The sequence below is a fragment of the Brevundimonas vesicularis genome, from assembly GCF_027105095.1.
Lineage (GTDB): Bacteria > Pseudomonadota > Alphaproteobacteria > Caulobacterales > Caulobacteraceae > Brevundimonas > Brevundimonas vesicularis_E.
In genome coordinates, this window is record NZ_CP114278.1 from 422,214 (window position 1) to 436,503 (window position 14,290).

Genomic DNA, 14,290 nt, shown 5'->3' on the forward strand with positions numbered 1-14,290 from the left:
CTTAGTAAACCCGCGCCTTCGGTTCGATATACGCGATGTCGTCGGACATGGTGTAGTTGTGGACCGGACGATAATCGATCTGGACCTGCTCGCCCGGACGCTTCCACGCCAGGGTGTGCTTCATCCAGTTCACGTCGTCGCGATCGGGATAGTCCTCGCGGGCGTGGGCGCCGCGCGATTCCGTGCGGTTCAGGCCGCCCTCGATCGTCACCATCGCCTGGGCGATCAGGTTGTCGTACTCCAGCGTCTCGACCAGGTCCGTATTCCAGATCAGGCCGCGATCGGTGGTCTTAATGTCGGCGCCGGCCGCCTCGATGGCGCGCAGCTTGTCGGTGCCCTGCTGCAGGGTCTCGCCGGTGCGGAACACCGCCGCATCGGCCTGCATCGCGCGCTGCATCGACAGACGCAGTTCGGCGGTCGGAGTCGAGCCGTCGGCGTAGCGGAAGCGATCCAGGCGGGCCAGGTGCTGGTCGGTCTGGCTCTTGGAGGCCGACGGCACGGCCGAGGCCTTGTCGACGACTTCACCGCAGCGCAGGCCGACGGCGCGGCCGAACACCACCAGGTCGGTCAGGGAGTTAGAGCCCAGGCGGTTGGCGCCGTGCACCGAAACGCAGGCCGCCTCACCCACGGCCATCAGGCCCGGGACCACGCTGTCGGGGTTGCCGTCGCGCAGCGTCAGGACTTCGCCGTGATAGTTCGTGGGGATGCCGCCCATGTTGTAGTGCACGGTCGGCAGGACCGGGATCGGCTCCTTGGTCACATCCACGCCGGCGAAGATCTTGGCCGACTCCGAGATGCCCGGCAGGCGCTGGTGCAGGATCTTCGGATCCAGGTGATCAAGGTGCAGGAAGATGTGGTCCTTGTTCGGACCCACGCCGCGGCCTTCTCGGATTTCGATGGTCATGGAGCGCGAGACCATGTCGCGCGGGGCCAGGTCCTTCACGGTCGGCGCATAGCGCTCCATGAAGCGCTCGCCTTCCGAGTTGGTCAGATAGCCGCCCTCGCCGCGCGCGCCCTCGGTGATCAGGCAGCCGGCGCCATAGATGCCGGTCGGGTGGAACTGCACGAACTCCATGTCCTGCAACGGCAGGCCGGCGCGCAGCACCATCGCATTGCCGTCGCCGGTGCAGGTGTGGGCCGAGGTGGCGCTGAAGTAGGCGCGGCCGTATCCGCCGGTCGCCAGAACCACCATCTTGGCGCGGAACTGGTGAAGTTGACCGTTGTCGAGCTGCAGCGCCGTCACGCCGGTGCAGGCGCCGTCCTGCATGATCAGGTCCAGCGCGAAATATTCGACGAAGAACTTCACCTCGCGGCGCACCGACTGGCCGTAAAGGGTGTGCAGGATGGCGTGGCCGGTCCGGTCGGCGGCGGCGCAGGTGCGCTGCACCGGGCCTTCGCCGAAGTTGCGGGTCATGCCGCCGAAGGCGCGCTGATAGATCTTGCCTTCTTCGGTGCGGCTGAAGGGCACGCCCCAGTGTTCCAGCTCATAGACCGCCTTGGGCGCGTTACGGACCAGATATTCGATCGAGTCCTGGTCGCCCAGCCAGTCCGACCCCTTGACGGTGTCGTACATGTGCCACTGCCAGCTGTCCTCGCCCATGTTGCCGAGCGAGGCGGAGATGCCGCCCTGGGCCGCGACGGTGTGCGAGCGGGTGGGGAAGACCTTGGTCACGCAGGCGACCTTCAGGCCCTGCTGGGCGGCGCCGAGCGCGGCGCGAAGGCCCGAGCCCCCGGCGCCGACGACGACGACGTCGTATTCGTGATCGATCAGTTCGTAAGCGGCCATCAGTAAATCAGGCTCCGAAACCAGCGGGCAGCGGCGCCGAACCCAGCGCCAGCCGTACGATGAAGAAGACGCTGGCGGCGGCCAGCACCAGGAAGACGACGTTCAGCAGCAGGACCAGAAGGCCGCGCGTTCCGACGTTGGGCACGTAGTCTTCCAGAATGACTTTCCAGGCCAGGCTGACGTAGCCGAAGAAGATCACCGCGGTGATCGCCATCAGGGCGGCGTTCAGCGGATTGGCGAACCACGCCATCGCCGCGTCATAGCCGGCGCCCGCCAGGGTAAAGCCGGTCGAGGCGACCCACAGGCCCAGCGGCAGCAGGGCCACCAGCAGGATGCGCTCGATCAGCCATTCGCCGGCGCCGTGGCGCTCGGAAACCTTGACGTTGTTCTTGAACTTTGCGGCGCCGCTCACAGCGAAACCCTCCCCGTGGCGAACAGCACGACCCAGAACAGCACGGCCAGCGGGATCGGCCCCCACACGGCGATGTTCGACAGGGCGGTCGCCGACTTCACCGTCAGCCCGTTGCCGGTGTCGTTATAGGTGTGGCGCGCGCCGTTCAGGATGAAGGAGAACAACACGACCGTCAGACCGAAGAAGACCAGCAGGCCCAGCGGCGACCCGGCCAGATCGAGCGCGCTCTGGAACGCCTCGGGCCCGAACGCCAGCGCGCCCAGCCAGGCCAGGATGAACAGCACGCCGACCGTGGCGGCGATGATCGTCGCGCGGAACAGGATCGAGGCCGTCATGGTGACGTGCCAGCGCCAGACACCCATGTGGGGCGACAGCGGCGCGATATGTCCGTTCGGTTGAGTGACGAAGCGACCCGTCCGGTCGCTTGAGGCGCCACCCGGCGTCGGGTTGGGCTGGTTCATGCGAATGGTTCTCAAAAGCGAATGAATTCAATCGCCGTGTGCGGTTGCGAAGGCTTTTGTGACCCCGTGGGGCCGGTGTCAACGCACAGACCTTCCAGATCGACGGATTGCCCGGCTTATACGTCCGTCTGCGACGATGGATCGTCGGGGGCTCGGGCTCGCCACCGCTGATCCGCCACCCTATATGTAGCGAATGACCCAGCCCCGTTCCGTCCTTCGCCTGCACCCCGCCCATCGCGACGACATCGGCGACCTGACCACCCGCCGTCCCGTGCCCGGCCCCGGTGTGGACCAGATCGATCCCTTCCTGTTCCTGAACCACCACGGGCCCCAGACCTATGCGCCGGGCAACGCCGGTCTGCCGTTCGGCCCGCACCCGCACCGGGGTTTCGAGACCGTCACCTTCATCCTGGACGGCGAGCTGGCCCACAACGATTCCGGCGGCGGCGAGAGCATCATCAAGGCGGGCGGCATCCAGTGGATGACCGCCGGCTCCGGCCTGATCCACGCCGAACTGTCACCGGCCGCCTTCAAGCGCGACGGCGGGCCGATGGAGATTATGCAGCTGTGGGTCAACCTGCCGTCGCGGCTTAAGATGACCAAGCCGGATTATGTGGGCCTGCAGAAATCCGACATCCCGACCTTCACGACCGAGGCCGGCGTCACGGTTGAGCCGGTCTCCGGCGACTGGCTGGGCGTCAAGGCGCCGATCCAGTCCCTGATCGACATCCATCTGGCCGTCTTGCGCCTGCCCGCCGGCGCGACGCTCGACACGCCCGTCGCCCCCCGCCGCAACGTCTTCCTGTACGGCGTCAAGGGCGAGATCGCCGTCGCCGGAACCCCCGTGCCGCAATGGAACCTCGCCGCCCTGTCCGACGGCGATGCGGTCCGGATCACGGCGACCACCGACGCCGTCGTCCTCCTGGGCCACGCCGAGCCTATCGGCGAGCCGGTCTTCAGCCACGGCCCCTTCGTCATGAACACCCGCGACGAGATCATCCAGGCGGTCCAGGACTACCAGTCCGGCAAGTTCGGCCCGCCGCCGAGAGTGTGAGGCTCAATCAGATAAAGGACGGCAGAAATACCGAGTGCGTGCCTGCCCTACTTTGGCTATCAAACTGCAATGGTCTTATTTGCCCAGTGGCTAGTCGTTCTTGCTGCGGTCGGTTCGCTGGGCTGGGCCGCCGTGAAGTGTTACGATCTGATCGCGGAGACCTTTAGCCTCACCATCCAGCGTCAGCTTCGAAAAACTGTCGTTTTGGGCGCCAGCGTAATCGCGATCATCTTCGCTCTTGTGGTGGGTGCAATCGCGTTGTCTGCGGCGATTTGGGGAACGGGATGCGAGCCGGGTCTGGATTCGATGAGTTGCCCTGCTGAAAGCTGACGACGGAAGAGCGCTGGTCCCTCAACTCCGCGCTCTGTCCGAAGTGATGCGCTCCCCGCCAAAACCCTATATGACGCCGGTTCCTAGCGACCGCCCCAGCCGAAGACACGCCGAATGCCCAGCCTGAACGAGATCCGCGCCACCTACCTCGACTATTTCGCGGCGGACGGCCACGCCAAGGTCCATTCGGCGCCGCTGGTGCCGCAGAACGACCCGAGCCTGCTCTTCGTCAACGCGGGCATGGTGCCGTTCAAGGACTATTTCACCGGCGCCGCCAAGCCGCCCTATCCGCGCGCGACCAGCTCGCAGAAGTGCGTGCGCGCCGGGGGCAAGCACAACGATCTGGACAACGTCGGCTATACCGCCCGCCACCTGACCTTCTTCGAGATGCTGGGCAACTTCTCGTTCGGCGACTACTTCAAGGAACACGCCATCGAGAAGGCGTGGAACCTGGTCACCCAGGATTTTGACCTGGACCCCAAACGCCTCTTGGTCACCGTCTATATCGATGACGACGAGGCCGCCGCGATCTGGAAAAAGGTCACCGGCTTCTCCGACGACAAGATCATCCGCATCGCCGGCTCGGACAACTTCTGGGCCATGGGCGACTCGGGCCCCTGCGGCCCCTGCACCGAAATCTTCTGGGATCACGGCGACAAGATCGCCGGCGGCCCTCCCGGCTCGCCGGACGAGGACGGCGATCGCTACGTGGAGATCTGGAACAACGTCTTCATGCAGTATGAGAAGGAGAACGATCAGATCGTTCGCAACCTTCCCAAGCCCAGCGTGGACACCGGCATGGGTCTGGAGCGGATGACCACCGTGCTCCAGGGCGTGCATTCGGTTTTCGAAACCGACCTGTTCAAGACGCTGATCGCCGCGTCCGAAGACGCCACCTCGACCAAGGCGGACGGCGATCAGGCCGCCAGCCACCGGGTCATCGCTGACCACCTGCGCTCGTCGTCCTTCCTGATCGCCGACGGCGTCACCCCGTCGAACGAGGGCCGGGGCTATGTCCTGCGCCGCATCATGCGTCGCGCCATGCGCCACGCCCACCTGCTGGGCGCCGCCGACCCCCTGATGCACCGTCTGGTCCCGACCCTGGTGGCCCAGATGGGCGACGCCTATCCCGAACTGGCCCGCGCCCAGCCCTTCATCGAGGACACGCTGAAGCAGGAAGAGGTCCGCTTCCGCACCACGCTCGGCCGCGGCATGGCCCTGTTCGACACGGCGGTTCAGGGCTTCCGTCCCGGCGACATGCTGGACGGCCAGACGGCCTTCACCCTGTCCGACACCTACGGCTTCCCGCTGGACCTGACTCAGGACGAGGCCCGTCGTCGCGGCTTCTCGGTCAATGTCGACGGCTTCGAGGCCGCCATGGCCGAGCAGCGCCAGCGTTCGCGCGAGAACTGGAAGGGCTCGGGCCAGACCGCCAACACCAACGAATGGCTGGCGATCCGCGACCGGATGGGGCCGACCGTCTTCACCGGCTATGACAATATCGAAGGCTCGGGCGAGGTCCTGGCCCTGATGAACGCCGGCGCGCCGGTCGAGACGGCCGAGGCCGGCGACATCGTCGAAGTGTTGTTCGACACCACCCCCTTCTACGCCGAAAGCGGCGGCCAGGCTGGCGATCATGGCGCCCTGGAATGGCCGGGGGGAGAGGCCGAGGTCATCGATGTGCGCAAACACGCCGGCGACCTCCACGTCCTGGTGGCCCAGGTCACGGCCGGCAAGCTGGAGATTGGAACCCGCGCCGCCCAGTTGGTGGACGCCGAGAAGCGCCGCACCAGCCGCGCCAACCACTCCGCCGCCCACCTGCTGCACACGGCGCTGAAGAATGTGCTCGGCCCCGCAGTCGCCCAGAAGGGGCAGCTGGTCGACGCCGAGCGCGCCCGCTTCGACTTCAGCCATGGCGCCCCGCTCACCGAGGCCGAACTGTCGGCCATCGAGGCCGAGGTCAATGCCGTCATCCGCCAGAACGTCCCGGCGGAAACGAAGCTGATGGCCCCGCAGGAGGCGATCGAGGCCGGCGCCATCGCCCTGTTCGGCGAGAAATACGGCGACGAGGTCCGCGTCCTGACGCTGGGCCGCTCGCTGGTCAGCGACAACGCTCCCTATTCGGTCGAACTGTGCGGCGGCACCCACGTCGCCCGCACCGGCGACATCGCCTTGTTCAAGATCGTTCAGGAAACCGGCGTCGCCGCCGGCGTGCGCCGCATCGAGGCCCTGACCGGCGAGGCCGCGCGTCAGTATCTGCTGGCCCAGGCCGGCGTGGCCCGTTCTCTGGCCCAAAGCTTCAAGGTCCAGACCGCCGACGTCCCCGCCCGCGTCGACAGCCTGACCGCCTCGGTCAAGTCGCTGGAGAAACAGGTCGCCGAGCTGAAGAAGCAACTGGCCCTGGGCGGCGGTTCGGGCGCGTCGTCTGCGCCTGAGGAGATCAACGGCGTCAAGCTGATGGCCCGCGTGCTGGACGGCGTGGACGGCAAGGGTTTGCGCGGCGTCGCCGAGGACTTCAGGAAACAGGTCGGCACCGGCGTCGTCGCCCTGATCGGCGTCACCGAGGGCAAGGCGGCCGTCACCGTCGCCGTGACAGCCGACCTGACCGACCGCGTCAACGCCGCCGATCTGGCTCGCGCCGCCGTCATCGCCATGGGCGGACAGGGCGCCGGCGGCAAACCCGACTTCGCCCAGGGCGGCGCCCCCGACGGCTCCAAGGCTGAAGACGGCCTGGCGGCGGTGCGCACGGCGCTGGCCTAAATTACGATGCCCTTCTCCCGTTGGGAGAAGGTGGCCCACAGGGCCGGATGAGGGTCGGCCGGTGAGCCATGTCGCACCACCCGACCCTCACCCTTTCGCGCAAGAACGATCGCTGCGCGTTCGCGCGCTCAAGCCCTCTCCCAATGGGAGAGGGTGATCCATCGCAATTTCAAGCCTGACAGCCTTGCTATTCAGTGGCTTAACCGGCCGCAGCGTCCGCTTCCTGAGCGTGCCCCGGGGACGGCCTATACTCTGCGCTCACCACAGAGGAGGCCGCGCACCCAAGGCGAAGTGCACCAACTGCACTCATTCTTTGATCGACGCCCGGCCGTCCAATCAGACGAATTAGACACTTTAGACGGTGTTTTTGTCCCCGACCGTCTCAACCCATCGGGTCGGGCGTCAGGTCCACCCCGGCCAGCTTCCAGGTGAAGAGCGTCCGGCGTTCCATGATCAGCACCAGCGCATCGTCCGGCCGGTCGTCGCGCGTCAGGGTGACGGCGAAGGTGTTGAGCCCGCGATAGGCCCAGGACTGGCGGATCTTGTCCTTGTCGACGGCCGGGGTGTCGTCGGCGGGCACGGGCCGTTCCGGTTCAGGCGTCTCGCCGGAGCGGACCATGGCGGCGATCCCCTGCGGCGTGACGAAGTTGTCGACCGCGCCTTCGACCAGCGACGGGGCCAGCAGCATGCCCAGCGCCGCCAGGCCGGTATCGCCCTTGGTCCGGTTGCGGATTTCCAGGGACGCGCGGGCGTTCAGCTCGCTCTTCAGGCTGGTGCGGAACGCCGGGAAGTCCACCTGCCGCTCCAGCCCGGCCGCATCTCCCGTGCGCGCGGCCCGCACCAGCGCCTGGGCGGCGATGAAGGGCGAGACGAACAGGGCGATGACCACGCCGACGACGACGGCGATCAGGGCTCCGGTGATGATCTTGCGGCTCATGTCGTCTCCTTGGCAAGCCAACGCGGGCTGGGCGGCGTCGGTTGCCGGGTTTATCGCGGGGTGACTGTGACGGCCGGCGCCGCCGGCGCCGTCCCGTCGGGCAGGCCGATGTGAACCAGCTTCCACTCGAACGGCCCGCGCCGCTCGAAGGTGAACAGGGTGCGCGACCCGCCCTGATCCGTCACCGCCATCCGCGCTCGGTTGACGCTCCAGTAGGCGGGGCTGGGCCACGGCTTGCGGCTGCGCTCCGAGGCCGGCGCCACCCCCGCCGACGTGCGCTGGCTGGCGTATCGGCCCTCGCCCTTCAGCAGGGCTTTGAGGGCGGCAGGCGTCAGATAGGCGTCCACGTCCGGCTGGCGCAGGATCGGGTTCTGCTCGATCTGACGCCGGAAGGCGCCGATGGGGTCTTCCAGGAAGGACGGCGCGGGCGCCATCGCCTCGGGCCGTCCCGCCAACTGCGGCCGCAACGACTGGCGCACCGCGTTGAAGTCGATCAGGCGCGCGAGCCCCGCCACGTCGTTCGCCTCGGCCGCCGACCGAATGGCGAAGAAGGCCACCGCGGGCGCCGCGAAGAAGGACAGCACCGCCACGACCACCGCCGCCAGCACCAGGTTTCCGAACAGCCGCTTCACGAACGCATCCTCATTACCGCCGATCATGCACGCCCCGGCCCTTCGCACAACGAAAAGCCCCGCCGGAGCGATCCGACGGGGCCATTCTTCTTTGTCCTACCGCCCTTCGGGCTACTTGAGGACGTCTCCTCCCCCATCGGGGGAGGGGGACCACGCGCAGCGTGGTGGAGGGGGCGGACGCGGCACGGACGTCCGCCGCCTAGCCTTACCCCACGTCTGGCAGGGCCGTCTTCAGGTTCTCGGCGACCTTGTCGAGGAAGCCCTCGGTGGTCAGCCAGCCCTGTTGGTCGCCGACCAGCAGCGCCAGGTCCTTGGTCATGAAGCCGGCCTCGACGGTGTCCACGACCACCTTCTCCAGGGTGTCGGCGAACTGATCCAGGGCGGCGTTGCCGTCCAGCTTGGCGCGGTGCTTGAAGCCGCGCGTCCAGGCGAAGATCGAGGCGATCGAGTTGGTCGAGGTGGCCTCGCCCTTCTGATGCTGGCGATAGTGGCGGGTCACGGTGCCGTGGGCGGCTTCCGTCTCCAGCACCTTGCCGTCCGGCGTCATCAGGACCGAGGTCATCAGGCCCAGCGAGCCGAAGCCCTGGGCCACGACGTCCGACTGCACGTCGCCGTCATAGTTCTTGCACGCCCAGACGAAGCCGCCCGACCACTTCATCGCGGCCGCGACCATGTCGTCGATCAGGCGGTGCTCATAGGTCAGGCCGCGCGCCTTGAACTCGGCGGCGTAGTGTTCGTCGAACACTTCCTGGAACAGGTCCTTGAAGCGGCCGTCATAGGCTTTCAGGATCGTGTTCTTGGTCGACAGATAGACCGGATAGTTGCGCTGCAAGCCATAGGCGAAGCTGGCGTGGGCGAACTCGCGGATCGAGGCGTCCTGGTTGTACATGGCCATGGCCACGCCGGCGCCGGGGGCCTTGTAGACCTCGTGCTCGATCACTTCGCCGTCCTCGCCGACGAACTTTATCGTCAGGGTGCCGGGACCGGGCATCAGGAAGTCGGTGGCCTTGTACTGGTCGCCGAAGGCGTGACGCCCGACGACGATCGGCTGGGTCCAGCCCGGAACCAGGCGCGGCACGTTCGAGCAGATGATCGGTTCGCGGAAGACCACGCCGCCCAGGATGTTGCGGATGGTGCCGTTCGGCGACTTCCACATCTTCTTCAGGCCGAACTCCTGCACGCGGGCTTCGTCCGGAGTGATGGTGGCGCATTTGACGCCGACGCCGTGCTTCTGGATCGCGTGGGCGGCGTCGATGGTCACCTGGTCGTCGGTGGCGTCGCGGTGCTCCATGCCCAGGTCGTAGTAGTCCAGCTCGAGATCCAGGAACGGGAAGACCAGCTTGTCCTTGATCATCTGCCAGATGATGCGGGTCATTTCGTCGCCGTCGATGTCGACGATGGGGTTTTCGACCTTGATCTTGGCCATGCGTGCGGTCCGCCTGTGACTGTGGGGAAGGGAATGTCGTGGCGGCGGTATAGCGAGGCCGCGCGCCCGCGCAAACCCCGCCGCCCGTCGTCGCCGCCCGGAATAACGCAGATCCATCCTGAACCCTTTGGCGGGTGCGGACTTCTCTTTGGCTTGGCAACAGTGACGGACGGCAGGATGACGGAGGAAGAGCGCCAGCTGGTGGATCGTTGGATCATCACCTTCTGCGAGGCGCCGCCCGTGGTCGATGCGGAACTGATGCGCAGGCTGATCGCTGAACAGGAAGCGACACAGCAGGAGTCATCGTCATGTCAGAAAAGACGTTCAAGGCTGGCGACAAGGTGAAGTGGGACCACAGCCAGGGCACCACGACCGGCAAGGTGGTCAAGAAGGTCACTTCGGAAACCAAGATCAAGGGCCATAAGGTTGCGGCTTCCAAGGATAATCCGGAGTATATCGTCGAAAGCGCCAAGACCGGCGCACGCGCGGCGCACAAGCCGTCGGAGTTGAAGAAGGCATGACCTCGAACGGCCTGTCGCGCTGCGTCGCCCGATATGCCCCAGGCGTGTCCGCCCTCGCCGTGTCGGCGCTGGTCATCGCCGGATGCGGCGAAAAGGATGCGGCCAAGACGCCCGCCGCGACCCCGTCAGCCAGCTCGGCTGCGCCCGCCGCCGTCGCGCCGGTGCTTCAGATCCGCCCCGAAACCAAGACCTTCCGCGACTGGAGCGCCACCTGCGGCAATGACGGGACCTGCTGGGCCTTCGGTTTTGCGCCCGAGTTCGCCGCCGGCTGGGTCCGCATCAGCCTGGCGCCCGGTCCGAACGCCCAGCCGCAAATCCTCTTCGGCTATTGGCGCGACGGCGACGCCAAGGCTGCTGAGCCGCTCAGTCTGACGATCGACGGCCGCGCCTATCCGGCCGTGCTCAGCGACGCGAGCAACGTCGAGACGCCGATCGGCGAAATCCGCGACGGCGCTCGCGCCGCCCTCGACGCCCTGGCCCAGGGCAAGGTCATGATCATTCGCGGCGCCTCGACCCAAGAGGTCTCGCTGCACGCCGCCGCCGCCGCCCTGTTGTGGATCGACGAGAAACAGGGGCGTCTGGATACCCCGACCGCCCTGATCCGACGCGGCGACCGCCCGGACGCCCTTGTTCCGGTCGCGCCGTCGCTGCCGACCGTCACCCTCGCCCCGCCTGTCGACCAGGCCGGGTTCGGCGATCAGAACCAGCGCCTGCCCGCCGTACTGCGCGCTCGCACCGAGGTCGGCAATTGCCTCAAGGAATCCGCCATGCCGGCTGTCAGCGACATGGTCATGTCCGCCCGGCTGGACGCCCGCACCGAGCTGTGGGCCGTGCCCTGCGGATCGGGCGCCTATAACGTCACCCACAACTGGTATCTGACAGGTCCGGGCGGTCGCGACCCTCGGCCCGCGATCCTCGCCGGATCGGAAGGTCCGAGCTCCGATCCTGTCATGCCGGACAACGCGACCGTCAACGGCGCCTATGATCCCAAGACCCGCACCTTGTCGGCCTTCGCCAAGGCACGCGGCCTCGGCGATTGCGGCGCGGCGCAGACCTGGGCCTGGACGGGACAGGGCTTTACCCTGATGCAGGAAAGCATCATGGGCGAATGCGCCGGCGTGCCGTCCGACCTCTGGCCTGTCACCTGGCGCACCCGGTGACGGATCTGGAGGTTCTGATCATCGGCGCCGGTCCGGCCGGCCTGACGGCGGCGACCTATCTGGGCCGCTTTCGGCGACGGACCCTGGTGGTGGATGGCGGGGCGCCCCGCGCCTGCTGGATCCCGCTCAGCCACAATATGCCGGGCTTTCCGGCCGGCGTCACCGGCGCCGACATCCTGAAGCGGATGCGCGAACAGGCCGAAGAATACGGCGCGGTCGTTGAACCCGGTCGCGTCCGGCGCTTGACCCACGACGGCGAAGGCTTCGTCGCTGAGATGGAAGGCCGCGCCATCCGCGCCCGCGCCGTCCTGCTGGCGACCGGGGTCGTCGATCACCATCCCGACTTGCCGGGCGTCGAGGACGCGGTGCGCAAGGCGCTGGTCCGCATCTGTCCCATCTGCGACGGCTATGAGGCGACCGACAAGGCCGTGGCCATCATCGGGCGAAGCGACAAGGGCGCGCGCGAGGCCGCCTTCATGCGCACCTATTCCGACCGCGTGACCCTGATCCATATCGACGCGCCCGACGCGCTCAGCCGGCGCGACGAACTGGAACGGCTGGGCGTCGAACTGATCCTGGCGCCGCTGGATGCGATCGACATCGAGAACGATCGCGTGACGGCGCTGAGCTACGCCGGCCAGAGCCGCGCGTTCGACCTAGTCTATTCGGCGCTCGGAACCTCGCCGAACGCCGAACTGGCCCGAGGGCTGGGCGCGCGTCTGGCCGACGACGGTCGGTTGGAGGTCGATCTGCACCAGGCGACCAGCGTGCCGGGCCTGTATGCCGCCGGCGACGTCGTGCGCGGCCTCAACCAGATCGCCGTCGCGACCGCCGAAGCCGCCGTCGCCGCCACCGACATCCACAATCGCCTGCGCCAAGCCGACGGCCTGACCGTCGCCGACTAGGCTTGGGTCGCGACCCAGCCGTCGACGATCCGTTCCAGCACCGACAGGGGCACGCCGCCGGCGGCGAGGGCGGTGTCGTGGAAGCCCTTGATGTCGAACCTGGACCCCAGGCTGGTCTTGGCCTTTTCGCGCAGGCGGACCCATTCGTTGTGACCGACCTTGTAGGCGCAGGCCTGGCCCGGCCAGCCGCAATAGCGCTCGACCTCGGACGTCGCCGCGCCTTCCTGATCGCCATAGGCCTCCATCATGTAGCGAATGCCCTCTTCGCGGCTCCAGCCCTTGGAGTGGATGCCGGTGTCGACGACCAGGCGCGCGGCGCGGAACATCAGCGATTGCAGGTAGCCGATCTGACCCACCGGGTCGTTCTCATAGGCGCCCAGTTCGTCGGCCAGCTGTTCGGCGTACAGCCCCCAGCCCTCGACGTAGGACGAGAAGCCCAGCAGGTTCATCAGCAGCGGCGCGGATTCGCTTTCCTGTTGCAGGCTGATCTGCAGATGGTGGCCCGGCGTCGCCTCGTGATAGGTCAGGGTGGGCAGCGTCCAGGACGGCCATTCCGCCGTGTCCTTCAGATTGATCCAGTAGATGCCGGGCCGCGTCCCATCCAGGCTGGGCGAGTTGTAATAGCCCATCGGCGCGCCGGCCTCGATCTCGGACGGGACGCGCTTGATCTCGACCTTGGCCTTGGGCAGACGGCCGAAGGCGTTGGGCAGGCGGGCCTGCATGTCGGCCATTTGGGCGTTCAGCTTGGCGATCAGCTCGGCCTTGCCGGCGTCGGTGTTGGCGTAGACGTATTTGGGATCGTCCCCCAGGGCCTTGATCCGCTCGGCGACCGAGCCTTGCGTCAGGCCTTGCGCCTTCAGCAGGACATCGGCGCGCGCCGTCAGATCGGCCATCTGTTCCACGCCGGTCCGGTGGATCTCGTCGGCGGTCAGCCGGGTCGTGGTGATGTAGCGCAGGCTGTTGGCGTAATACTGCTCGCCCTGCGGCAGGCGTCGAACCGAAGCCTCGTGCACGGCGTTCGGTTGAGCCGCTTTCAGCACGGCGTTCTGGGCGGCCAGGGCCGGATACACCCGCTCGGTCACAAGCCGTTCCACCTGGGCTCCCCAGTCGCCGGTCAGGCCCTTGGCGCTGGCCCGGTCGACGACCGACTGGGTCAGGGGCGAGGTCGCCGCCGGCGTCGCCAGGACGCCGTCCTGCTGGCGGATGGCCTTGGCCAGGATGAAGTCGGGCGGGATGACGCCCAGCGCATAGTCTTCCTTCAGCCGATCCGTTTCAGCCAGCAGCACGTCGGCGAAGGCGTTGATGCGGGCGACATAGGCGTCGGCGTCGGCAGCCGTCTCGATCGTGTGCTGGTTGGCCAGGAAGTCGGGCGTGGACTGATAGGCGCCGCCCTGCTGGCTGACGCGGTACGGATTGGGCCAGCCGCCCTGGCCGTAGGGGATGTCGTAGGTGGCGATCACCCCGTCCAGATTCTGGGTCAGGCTGTCGTAGTAGTTGGCGTTGCGCGCATCCAGCTGAGTGCGGTCGATGCGGGACAGTTCGGCGCGCTGGCGGCGGGTGAAGGCGCGCTGGTCGTCTTCCTCGGCGCGGGTCGGAACGGTCAGCCTGGACTTCGCGGCGGCGCGGTCGCCCTTATCCAGGCCGAACATGGTGACGACCTCGGGGCTCTTGTCCAGCGTCTGCTCGAACGTTGCGTCCATGAAGGTCTTGAGCTGGGCGGCGGCGTCGCCCTGCGATGCCCCGGCCTGACGCGCGAAGGCGGGGCCGCCCACGGCGACGAGACCGGCGCCCAGGGCGGCGGACTGAAGAAGACGACGACGATCGAACATGGAGCGGCCCCTCGAAACTGGATGCGGCAATGGAGACCGCATGGGCCGGGGCGGCAAGTGAAATTCCCGACAGGCTT

General features: G+C 67.3%; 13 protein-coding genes. 6 read left to right on the forward strand and 7 right to left on the reverse strand.

Features of this window, described 5'->3' with window-relative positions; genetic code table 11:
* Position 1: 1 nt before the first annotated feature.
* From sdhA to sdhC, 3 genes are read right to left on the reverse strand one after another with little or no spacing between them, the layout of a single operon-like run.
* Positions 2-1,786, reverse strand: a complete 1,785-nt coding sequence (gene sdhA, locus O2K97_RS02115; protein WP_055809722.1) for a succinate dehydrogenase flavoprotein subunit — start codon at positions 1,784-1,786, stop codon at positions 2-4.
* A 7-nt stretch (positions 1,787-1,793) separates the two neighbouring features.
* Positions 1,794-2,198 carry a succinate dehydrogenase, hydrophobic membrane anchor protein gene (sdhD, locus tag O2K97_RS02120; RefSeq protein ID WP_066553486.1) on the reverse strand — a complete coding sequence of 135 codons (405 nt, stop codon included), beginning with the start codon at positions 2,196-2,198 and terminating at the stop codon, positions 1,794-1,796.
* Positions 2,195-2,659 (reverse strand): succinate dehydrogenase, cytochrome b556 subunit, encoded by a 465-nt coding sequence (gene sdhC / locus O2K97_RS02125; protein WP_269220254.1) that lies wholly within the window; start codon positions 2,657-2,659, stop codon positions 2,195-2,197. Before sdhC ends, sdhD begins: the two co-directional genes overlap by 4 nt.
* A 193-nt stretch (positions 2,660-2,852) precedes the next feature.
* Between sdhC and O2K97_RS02130 the strand changes: the two genes are divergently transcribed.
* The 3 genes from O2K97_RS02130 (at position 2,853) to alaS (ending at position 6,803) form a co-directional block, all read left to right on the forward strand.
* Complete coding sequence (locus tag O2K97_RS02130; protein WP_269220255.1) at positions 2,853-3,713, forward strand: pirin family protein; 861 nt, start codon at positions 2,853-2,855, stop codon at positions 3,711-3,713.
* A gap of 69 nt (positions 3,714-3,782) precedes the next feature.
* On the forward strand, positions 3,783-4,043 hold the full coding sequence (locus tag O2K97_RS02135) for a hypothetical protein (RefSeq protein WP_269220256.1): 261 nt from the start codon (positions 3,783-3,785) through the stop codon (positions 4,041-4,043).
* Positions 4,044-4,157: 114 nt separating this feature from the next.
* On the forward strand, positions 4,158-6,803 hold the full coding sequence (gene alaS, locus O2K97_RS02140) for an alanine--tRNA ligase (RefSeq protein ID WP_269220257.1): 2,646 nt from the start codon (positions 4,158-4,160) through the stop codon (positions 6,801-6,803).
* Positions 6,804-7,185: 382 nt separating this feature from the next.
* On the opposite strand, the gene O2K97_RS02145 is transcribed toward alaS, so the two are convergent.
* The 3 genes from O2K97_RS02145 to O2K97_RS02155 form a co-directional block, all read right to left on the reverse strand.
* Positions 7,186-7,740 (reverse strand): DUF2939 domain-containing protein, encoded by a 555-nt coding sequence (locus tag O2K97_RS02145; protein ID WP_269220258.1) that lies wholly within the window; start codon positions 7,738-7,740, stop codon positions 7,186-7,188.
* 50 nt (positions 7,741-7,790) lie between these two features.
* Entirely contained in the window at positions 7,791-8,372 is a 582-nt protein-coding gene (locus tag O2K97_RS02150; protein WP_269220259.1) for a DUF2939 domain-containing protein, read from the reverse strand.
* A gap of 205 nt (positions 8,373-8,577) precedes the next feature.
* On the reverse strand, positions 8,578-9,798 hold the full coding sequence (locus tag O2K97_RS02155) for an NADP-dependent isocitrate dehydrogenase (protein ID WP_039246750.1): 1,221 nt from the start codon (positions 9,796-9,798) through the stop codon (positions 8,578-8,580).
* Positions 9,799-10,106: 308 nt separating this feature from the next.
* Between O2K97_RS02155 and O2K97_RS02160 the strand changes: the two genes are divergently transcribed.
* From O2K97_RS02160 to O2K97_RS02170, 3 genes are read left to right on the forward strand one after another with little or no spacing between them, the layout of a single operon-like run.
* Complete coding sequence (locus O2K97_RS02160) at positions 10,107-10,319, forward strand: DUF2945 domain-containing protein (RefSeq protein ID WP_017506660.1); 213 nt, start codon at positions 10,107-10,109, stop codon at positions 10,317-10,319.
* The gene (locus O2K97_RS02165; RefSeq protein ID WP_269220260.1) at positions 10,316-11,479 is read left to right on the forward strand and encodes a DUF1176 domain-containing protein; all 1,164 of its coding nucleotides are present in this window, start codon (positions 10,316-10,318) and stop codon (positions 11,477-11,479) included. The genes O2K97_RS02160 and O2K97_RS02165 overlap by 4 nt, the downstream gene beginning before the upstream one ends.
* Positions 11,428-12,384 carry an NAD(P)/FAD-dependent oxidoreductase gene (locus O2K97_RS02170; RefSeq protein WP_269220261.1) on the forward strand — a complete coding sequence of 319 codons (957 nt, stop codon included), beginning with the start codon at positions 11,428-11,430 and terminating at the stop codon, positions 12,382-12,384. The genes O2K97_RS02165 and O2K97_RS02170 overlap by 52 nt, the downstream gene beginning before the upstream one ends.
* On the opposite strand, the gene O2K97_RS02175 is transcribed toward O2K97_RS02170, so the two are convergent.
* Complete coding sequence (locus O2K97_RS02175; RefSeq protein WP_269220262.1) at positions 12,381-14,213, reverse strand: DUF885 domain-containing protein; 1,833 nt, start codon at positions 14,211-14,213, stop codon at positions 12,381-12,383. The genes O2K97_RS02170 and O2K97_RS02175 overlap by 4 nt on opposite strands.
* Positions 14,214-14,290: the final 77 nt, after the last annotated feature.